Raw genomic sequence first — 7636 nt, forward strand, 5'->3', positions numbered from 1 at the left:
GGTGAAAGGCGGAAAAGGGCTCAGCGGCCGTTGAAGGCGTCCTTCAGCCGGGAGAAGAGCCCCTGCTGACCTGGCTGGAACTGGCCCAGGGGCCGCTCCTCGCCGCGCAGCTTGGAGAGCTCTCGCAGCAGCCGTTCCTGTTCCGCGTCGAGCTTGGTCGGCGTGATCACCTCGACGTGCACGATGAGGTCGCCCCGGCCGCCGCCGCGCAGGTGGGTGATGCCCCGCCCGTGCAGGGGGACGGACTGGCCGGACTGGGTGCCGGGCCGGATGTCGATCTCCTCGACGCCGTCCAGGGTCTCCAGCGGACACTTGGTGCCCAGGGCCGCGGCCGTCATCGGGATGGTGACCGTGCAGTGCAGGTCGTCGCCGCGCCGCTGGAAGACGGAGTGCGGCAGCTCGTGGATCTCGACGTACAGATCGCCGGGCGGGCCGCCGCCGGGGCCGACCTCGCCCTCACCGGCGAGCTGGATACGGGTGCCGTTGTCGACGCCCGCGGGGATCTTGACGGTGAGCGTGCGGCGCGAGCGGATACGGCCGTCACCGGCGCACTCCGGGCACGGCGTCGGCACGACCGTACCGAAGCCCTGGCACTGCGGGCAGGGCCGCGAGGTCATGACCTGGCCCAGGAAGGACCGGGTGACCTGCGAGACCTCGCCGCGGCCGCGGCACATGTCACAGGTCTGGGCGGAGGTCCCGGGGGCCGCGCCCTCGCCGCTGCAGGTGTTGCAGACGACCGCCGTGTCGACCTGGATGTCCTTGGTGGTGCCGAAGGCCGCCTCCGCGAGGTCGATCTCCAGCCGGATCATGGCGTCCTGGCCGCGCCGGGTGCGCGAGCGGGGCCCGCGCTGCGAGGCCGTTCCGAAGAACGCGTCCATGATGTCCGAGAAGTTGCCGAAGCCACCGGCTCCGAAACCGCCCGCACCGCCGCCTCCGCCGTTGGCGGAGAGCGGGTCGCCGCCGAGGTCGTAGACCTGCTTCTTCTGCGGGTCCGAGAGCACCTCGTAAGCGGCGTTGATCTCCTTGAACCGCTCCTGGGTCTTCGGATCGGGGTTGACATCCGGGTGCAGCTCGCGGGCGAGCCGACGGAATGCCTTCTTGATCTCGTCCTGCGATGCGTCGCGGCGTACGCCGAGTACGGCGTAGTAGTCCGTGGCCACTTACGACTCCGCCAGGATCTGTCCGACGTAACGTGCCACTGCGCGTACCGCTCCCATCGTTCCGGGGTAGTCCATGCGGGTCGGTCCGACCACGCCGAGTTTGGCGACTGCCTCGTCGCCCGAACCGTAGCCGACCGCGACGACGGACGTGGAGGTGAGCCCCTCGTGGGCGTTCTCGTGCCCGATCCGCACGGTCATGGCTGAGTCCGTGGCCTCACCGAGCAGCTTCAGCAGGACGACCTGCTCCTCCAGTGCTTCCAGCACCGGCCGGATCATCACAGGGAAGTCGTGCCCGAAGCGGGTGAGGTTGGAGGTGCCGCCGATCATCAGCCGCTCCTCCGTCTCCTCGACCAGGGTTTCGAGGAGGGTGGACAGGACCGTGGAAACCGTTCCCCGGTCCTCGCTGTCGAAGGATTCCGGCAGCTCCCGCACCAGCTGCGGGACATCCGCGAAGCGGCGTCCGACGACCCGGCTGTTGAGCCGGGCCCGCAGATCCACGAGCGATGCCTCGCCGAAGGGCGCGGGGCAGTCGATCATACGCTGTTCGACCCGGCCGGTGTCCGTGATCAGGACCAGCATCAGCCGGGCGGGGGCCAGCGACAGCAGCTCCACGTGCCGCACCGTCGAGCGGGTCAGCGAGGGGTACTGCACGACCGCGACCTGCCGGGTCAGCTGCGCGAGCAGCCGTACGGTCCGGCCGACCACGTCGTCGAGGTCGACCGCGCCGTCGAGGAAGTTCTGGATGGCCCGGCGCTCGGGCGAGGAGAGCGGCTTGACGCCGGCGAGCCGGTCGACGAAGAGGCGGTACCCCTTGTCGGTGGGGATGCGCCCCGCGCTCGTGTGCGGCTGGGCGATGAAGCCCTCGTCCTCCAGCACCGCCATGTCGTTGCGGACGGTGGCCGGGGAGACCCCCAGCTGGTGCCGTTCCGTGAGCGCCTTGGAGCCGACGGGCTCCTCGGTGCCGACATAGTCCTGGACGATGGCGCGCAGCACTTCGAGTCTGCGTTCACTGAGCATCGCGCACACCTCCAGCTGTGTTCTCCCGGTGCCTGTCTGGCACTCGGTGCGTACGAGTGCCAGCTACCCACCGGTCAGTGTACGGGGGTGGGGTGGGGCCGGGGCAAGGGTGACCGGCCACGCCGCCGCCGGTCGGGGCGGGCCGTCCCGATAGCGTCGTCCCATGGACGCCTCTTGGGAAGACTTCGGCTGGGAGCGGTTGGGCCACGGTATCGGGCGGCGGCGGCTGCCGGGCTGGGACGCCACGGTGGCGCTGGTGGCCGGGACCGGCGGGGTGCTGCTGTACGACACGGGCTCGACCCTGCGCGAGGGCGTCGAGCTGCGGAGGCAGGCGGAGGCGCTGCTCGGCCGGAGGGTGACGCATATCGCACTGAGCCACCCCCACTTCGATCATGTCCTGGGTACGGCGGCGTTCGCGGGCGCACAGGTGTACGGGGCCGTGGGCATCGCCGCCCTGCTGCGGGGCTCGGCGGACGAGCTGGGCGCCTCGGCCGTCCACCACGGGCTCACCGAGGACGAGGCCCACCGGGTGGTGGACACGCTGGTGGTGCCGCACCACGAGGTGACCGGCGAGTGGACGCTCGACCTGGGCGGCGGCCGTCAGGTGCTGCTGGCCAACGTGGGCCCGGGCCACAGCGGCCACGACCTCGCGGTGCTGGTCCCGGGCGCGGACGGGGAGCCTCCGGTGGTGCTCTGCGGGGACCTGGTGGAGGAGTCCGGCGAGCCGCAGGCGGGCGGGGACGCGATCCCCTCGCGCTGGCCCGCCGCCCTGGACCGGCTCCTTGAGCTGGGCGGGGAGAGCGCGCTGTACGTACCGGGGCACGGGGCGGTGGTGGACGCGGCGTTCGTCCGGGCGCAGCGGGGGGCGTTGGCGGAGCGGTTCGGGGTGGGGTGAGGGGGGCTTGGGGCCTTCCCGGGTCCCCGGGGGGGGCTCCGGGGGGGGCTCCGGGTCACGCGGGGCGCGTGTGTCGTGGGCGGGGCGCGTGTCATGGGCGGGGCGTGCGTGTCGTAGGCAGGGCGCGTGTCGTGGGCGGGGTGTGAACCTCCGTACGGGCGGCGCGAATTATCGTCGTGCCATGCGCAGCTACCAGCCGGACCTGACCCCGCCGTGGAAGAGGTCCGCCCCCGTGCCCGAGGTCCCCGCCGAGCCCGACCTGGTCGTGGAGGAGGTCGCCAGCGGCTTCTGCGGGGCGGTGATCCGCTGCGAGAAGACGGCCCAGGGGCCCACGGTGACCCTGGAGGACCGGTTCGGCAAGCACCGGGTCTTCCCGATGGAGCCGCGCGCCTTCCTGCTGGAGGGCAAGGTGGTCACGCTGGTCCGCCCGGCGCCCGGCGGTCCGGTGCGCCCCACCCGTACGGCCTCCGGTTCGGTGGCGGTGCCCGGTGCGCGGGCCCGGGTGGCGCGGGCCGGGCGGATCTATGTGGAGGGCCGGCACGACGCGGAGCTGGTCGAGCGGGTGTGGGGCGACGACCTCCGTATCGAGGGCGTGGTCGTGGAGTACCTGGAGGGCATCGACGACCTCCCGGCCATCGTGGGCGGCTTCTCCCCGGGGCCGGACGCCCGGCTCGGGGTGCTGGTGGACCACCTGGTGCCCGGCTCCAAGGAGTCCCGGATCGCGGCGCAGGTCTCGGACCCGCATGTGCTGGTGGTGGGCCACCCGTACATCGACGTGTGGGAGGCGGTGAAGCCGTCGTCGGTGGGGATCGGGGCGTGGCCGGTGGTGCCGCGCGGCCAGGACTGGAAGACGGGGGTGTGCCGGGCGCTGGGGTGGCCGGAGAACACGGGGGCGGCCTGGCAGCACATCCTGTCCAGGGTGCACAGCTACAAGGATCTTGAGCCGCAATTGCTGGGAAGAGTCGAAGAGCTGATCGACTTCGTGACCGCCGTGCCGGAGTGATACCAGACAGGGCCCAGGGGCTCAGTCCACCAGGTCCCGCACCACCGCGTCGGCCAGCAGCCGCCCGCGCAGGGTGAGGACCGCGCGGCCCTCCTCGTACGGCTGCGGAGCCAGCAGCCCGTCGGACAGGGCGCGGCGGGAGGCGGCGAGGCCGTCGGGTTTGAGGAGGGTGAGCGGGCAGCCCTCGCGGAGGCGGAGCTCCAGCAGGATGCGCTCCACCCGGCGGTCCTCCTCGGCGAGGATCTCCCGGCCCGCGCCCGGTGAGCGGCCTTCGGAGAGCGCCTGGGCGTACGCGCCCGGGTGCTTCACGTTCCACCAGCGGACGCCGCCGACGTGGCTGTGGGCGCCGGGGCCCGCGCCCCACCAGTCGGCGCCGCGCCAGTACAGCTCGTTGTGGAGGCAGCGGCCGGCCTCGGTGGTGGCCCAGTTGGAGACCTCGTACCAGTCGAAACCGGCGGCGGCGAAGGCCTCGTCCGCGATCAGGTAGCGGTCGGCGTGCGCGTCGTCGTCGGTCATGGGGATCTCGCCGCGCCGGATGCGGCGGGCGAGCTGGGTGCCCTCCTCGACGATGAGCGCGTACGCGGAGACGTGGTCGGGGCCCGCGCCGATCGCCGCGTCCAGGGTGGCCCGCCAGTCGTCGTCGGACTCGCCGGGGGTGCCGTAGATCAGGTCGAGGTTGACGTGGTCGAAGCCCGCCGCCCGTGCCTCGGCTACGCACGCTTCGGGGCGGCCGGGGGTGTGGGTGCGGTCCAGGATCTTCAGGACGTGCTGCTTGGCGCTCTGCATGCCGAAGGAGACCCGGTTGAAGCCGCCCTCGCGCAGGGCGGTCAGGTAGGCCGGGTCGACGGACTCCGGGTTCGCCTCGGTGGTGATCTCCGCGTCCTCCGCGAGCCCGAACTCCTCCTTGATCGATGCCAGCATCCGTACGAGATCGGCGGCGGGCAGCAGCGTGGGGGTGCCGCCGCCGACGAAGACCGTACGGACGGGGCGCGGGTCGTCGCCGAGGACCTTGCGGGCCTGGCGGACCTCCTCGATGAGGTGGGCGGCGTAGTTGTCGCGGGAGGCCAGGGCGCCGCCGGAGCCGCGCAGCTCGGTGGCGGTGTAGGTGTTGAAGTCGCAGTAGCCGCAGCGGGTGGCGCAGTACGGGACATGCAGGTAGAAGCCGAGCGGGCGGTCGGCTGCGCCTTCCAGGGCGTGGCGGGGCAGTGCCCCGTCGTCGGGCACGGGCTCACCATCGGGCAGTACGGAAGGCATACCGTCCATTGTCGCTCGCGTCCGAAGTGCTTCGGTCCGCAGTGCTTCAGTCCGCAGGGCTTCAGTCCGCGTGCAGGACCAGCAGCGCCACGTCGTCGTCCGGGGGCCGCTCGGCGAACTCGTGAACCGCTCGTCTGATCCGCTCGGCCGTCGCGTCGGCGGGCAGCCCGGCGCATCCGGCCAGGACCCGGGCGAGCCCGTCCCCGTCGTCGAACATCAGCGGGCCCGACCGCCGCTCGGTCACCCCGTCCGTGACGCAGAGCAGGGTGTCCCCGGGGGCCAGGTCGAAGGTCTGGCTCTCGTACGCCACGTCCTCCACCACCCCGAGCAGCACCTGCGGCTCGGCCGCCGGGCATACGGAGCCGTCGGGGCGGAGCAGCAGCGGCAACGGGTGCCCGGCGCTGGCCACCGTGCAGCGGACACCTCCGCCGGGGAGCGGCACGACCTCCCCGTACAGCAGGGAGAGGAACCGGGACTGCGAGCCGTCGTGCAGCTGCTGGCCCCCGGCGGCGGCGACCATCAGGGCGGCGGCCTCGGCGGCCTCCATGGCGTCGTCGAGGAGCAGCCGGTTGAGCCGGTCCAGGACCTCCCCGACGCCGAAGCCCTCGCGGGAGAGCAGCCGCAGCCAGGGGCGGGCGAGGCCGGTGACGACGGCGGCCTCGGGGCCGGAGCCCTGGACGTCGCCGAGGACGAAGCACCAGCGGTCGCCGGGGCAGGGGAAGATGTCGTAGAAGTCACCGCCGACCACGCCGTCGTCGCTCGGTTCGTAGACGAGGGCGCTGGTGACACCGGGGATCTCCGCGACCTTGCTGGGCAGCAGGCCGCGCTGGAGGATGCGGCTGATGGTGGCCTGCCGGGTGTAGGCGCGGGCGGCGCCGACGGCGAGGCCGAGGCGGCGTACGAAGTCCTCGATAAGCGAGGCGACGGCTTCCGGGACCTGGGCGACGCCCTCGCGGCCGACGAGCACGGTCCCGAGCGCCCGGCCGCCCGCCGTGATCCGGAAGGCGAGGGCCGCGCCGTCGCGGCCGCCGGGGTGCGGAGCCTCTTCGGCGGGTGGGGCCGGCCAGGGTACGGGGACGGGTACGGGGCCGGAGCCCGCCCCGGCGGGGAGCTTGAGGGGCGCCCGCTCCAGGGCCGTACGCAGGGGCTCCGTACCGGTCTCGTCGCTGTGCCAGACGCGGGCGAGCCGGGGTTCGGCGCCCGGCCCGCCGCCCTCGGCCTCCAGCCAGATCGCGCACCAGTCCGCGAGGCGGGGCACCAGGAGCTGGCCCGCTATGGCGGCCACCAGGTCCTCGTCGAGCTGCCCGGCGAGCAGGTCGGACGCCTCGGCGAGGAAGGCCGGGGCGCCCCGGCTGTCCCAGACGGCGTCGTCGCGCTCGGTGCGCCGGGCGGCGGGGGCGAGGATCTCGGCGGCACGCAGGCCGCGGCGGAGGGCGTCCCGGTCGGGCGGGGCGGGCGGGCCGCTCCAGTCGTCGACGGGGAGACGGGCCCAGACGGTCTTGAGGCCGGTGCGATAGGTGATGCCCCAGGCCTCGGCGAGGGTGGCGACGAGCTGGAGACCCCGGCCGTACTCGGCGGGGTCGGGGAGGCCTGCGGGGTCGGGGGCGGGGGGCTCGGTGGGGGCGGTGTCCGGGGCGGAGGCCTCGGTGGGGGCGGAGGCCGGGCCAGCGTCCGGGGCGGTGTCCACCGGTCCTGTGGGCGCCGGGGCCTCGGCCGCCCCGCGCTCGTCGGCGCCCACCGGGCGGGCCGGATGGTGGTCGGTGACCTCCAGGACGAGGGCGGCGGACGGCTCGTCGTCGCACTCCTCCTCCAGCCTCAGGACCAGGTCGACCGTGGTCCCGGCGTGGACGACGGCATTGGTGACCAGCTCGTTGGTGACGGTCACGGCGTCGTCGGCGAGCCGGTCGCTGAAGCCCACGGCGGCGGGCACCCCGAGCCCGGTCCACTCCGCGAGCGCCGCCCGTACGAACCGGCGGGCGGCGGACGGGGCCAGCGGTATGCCGGGCAGGCTGGTGCGGCTGACCAGGCGCGGGCCGTGCACGGTCCCGGCACCGGTGGCGGTGCCGGGACGCTGCACGGTGTCCCGCTGCAAGGGAATGGGCCCCACGGTGCGGCTCCTCCGGGTCCGACGACACCGACAGAGTGACAGACCGGACGCACTCATAAGCGCCGAGTTACCGAAGTGGGCAGAAAATCGAGCAGATTCGAACGCAAGGCTGCGGGAAACCCAACGGCAAACGGACAGCGGGCGGGGGCGGGGGGGCGGCGACGACGGGAGGCCCACCCCCCCCCCCCCCCCCCCCCGAC

6 protein-coding genes are annotated in these 7636 nt (G+C 73.6%); 2 read left to right on the forward strand and 4 right to left on the reverse strand.

Annotated elements, in window-relative coordinates; translation table 11 throughout:
- Positions 1–20 precede the first annotated feature (20 nt).
- Complete coding sequence (gene dnaJ, locus ACFW9Z_RS02205) at positions 21–1160, reverse strand: molecular chaperone DnaJ (protein WP_018511543.1); 1140 nt, start codon at positions 1158–1160, stop codon at positions 21–23.
- Positions 1161–2177: a heat-inducible transcriptional repressor HrcA gene (hrcA, locus tag ACFW9Z_RS02210; RefSeq protein WP_384632951.1), complete on the reverse strand. Its 1017-nt coding sequence runs from the start codon at positions 2175–2177 to the stop codon at positions 1161–1163.
- A gap of 163 nt (positions 2178–2340) precedes the next feature.
- Here hrcA and ACFW9Z_RS02215 point away from each other — a divergent pair, with 163 nt between their 5' ends.
- Together ACFW9Z_RS02215 and ACFW9Z_RS02220 are read left to right on the forward strand one after the other, a co-directional pair.
- On the forward strand, positions 2341–3072 hold the full coding sequence (locus ACFW9Z_RS02215) for an MBL fold metallo-hydrolase (protein ID WP_384632954.1): 732 nt from the start codon (positions 2341–2343) through the stop codon (positions 3070–3072).
- A 181-nt stretch (positions 3073–3253) separates the two neighbouring features.
- The gene (locus tag ACFW9Z_RS02220; protein WP_384632957.1) at positions 3254–4075 is read left to right on the forward strand and encodes a DUF3097 domain-containing protein; all 822 of its coding nucleotides are present in this window, start codon (positions 3254–3256) and stop codon (positions 4073–4075) included.
- 21 nt (positions 4076–4096) lie between these two features.
- On the opposite strand, the gene hemW is transcribed toward ACFW9Z_RS02220, so the two are convergent.
- Together hemW and ACFW9Z_RS02230 are read right to left on the reverse strand one after the other, a co-directional pair.
- Positions 4097–5338 carry a radical SAM family heme chaperone HemW gene (hemW, locus tag ACFW9Z_RS02225; protein WP_384632960.1) on the reverse strand — a complete coding sequence of 414 codons (1242 nt, stop codon included), beginning with the start codon at positions 5336–5338 and terminating at the stop codon, positions 4097–4099.
- Positions 5339–5390: 52 nt separating this feature from the next.
- Positions 5391–7436: a SpoIIE family protein phosphatase gene (locus ACFW9Z_RS02230; RefSeq protein WP_384632963.1), complete on the reverse strand. Its 2046-nt coding sequence runs from the start codon at positions 7434–7436 to the stop codon at positions 5391–5393.
- Positions 7437–7636: the final 200 nt, after the last annotated feature.

The sequence above is a fragment of the Streptomyces sp. NPDC059452 genome (genome assembly GCF_042750035.1).
Classification (GTDB): domain Bacteria; phylum Actinomycetota; class Actinomycetes; order Streptomycetales; family Streptomycetaceae; genus Streptomyces.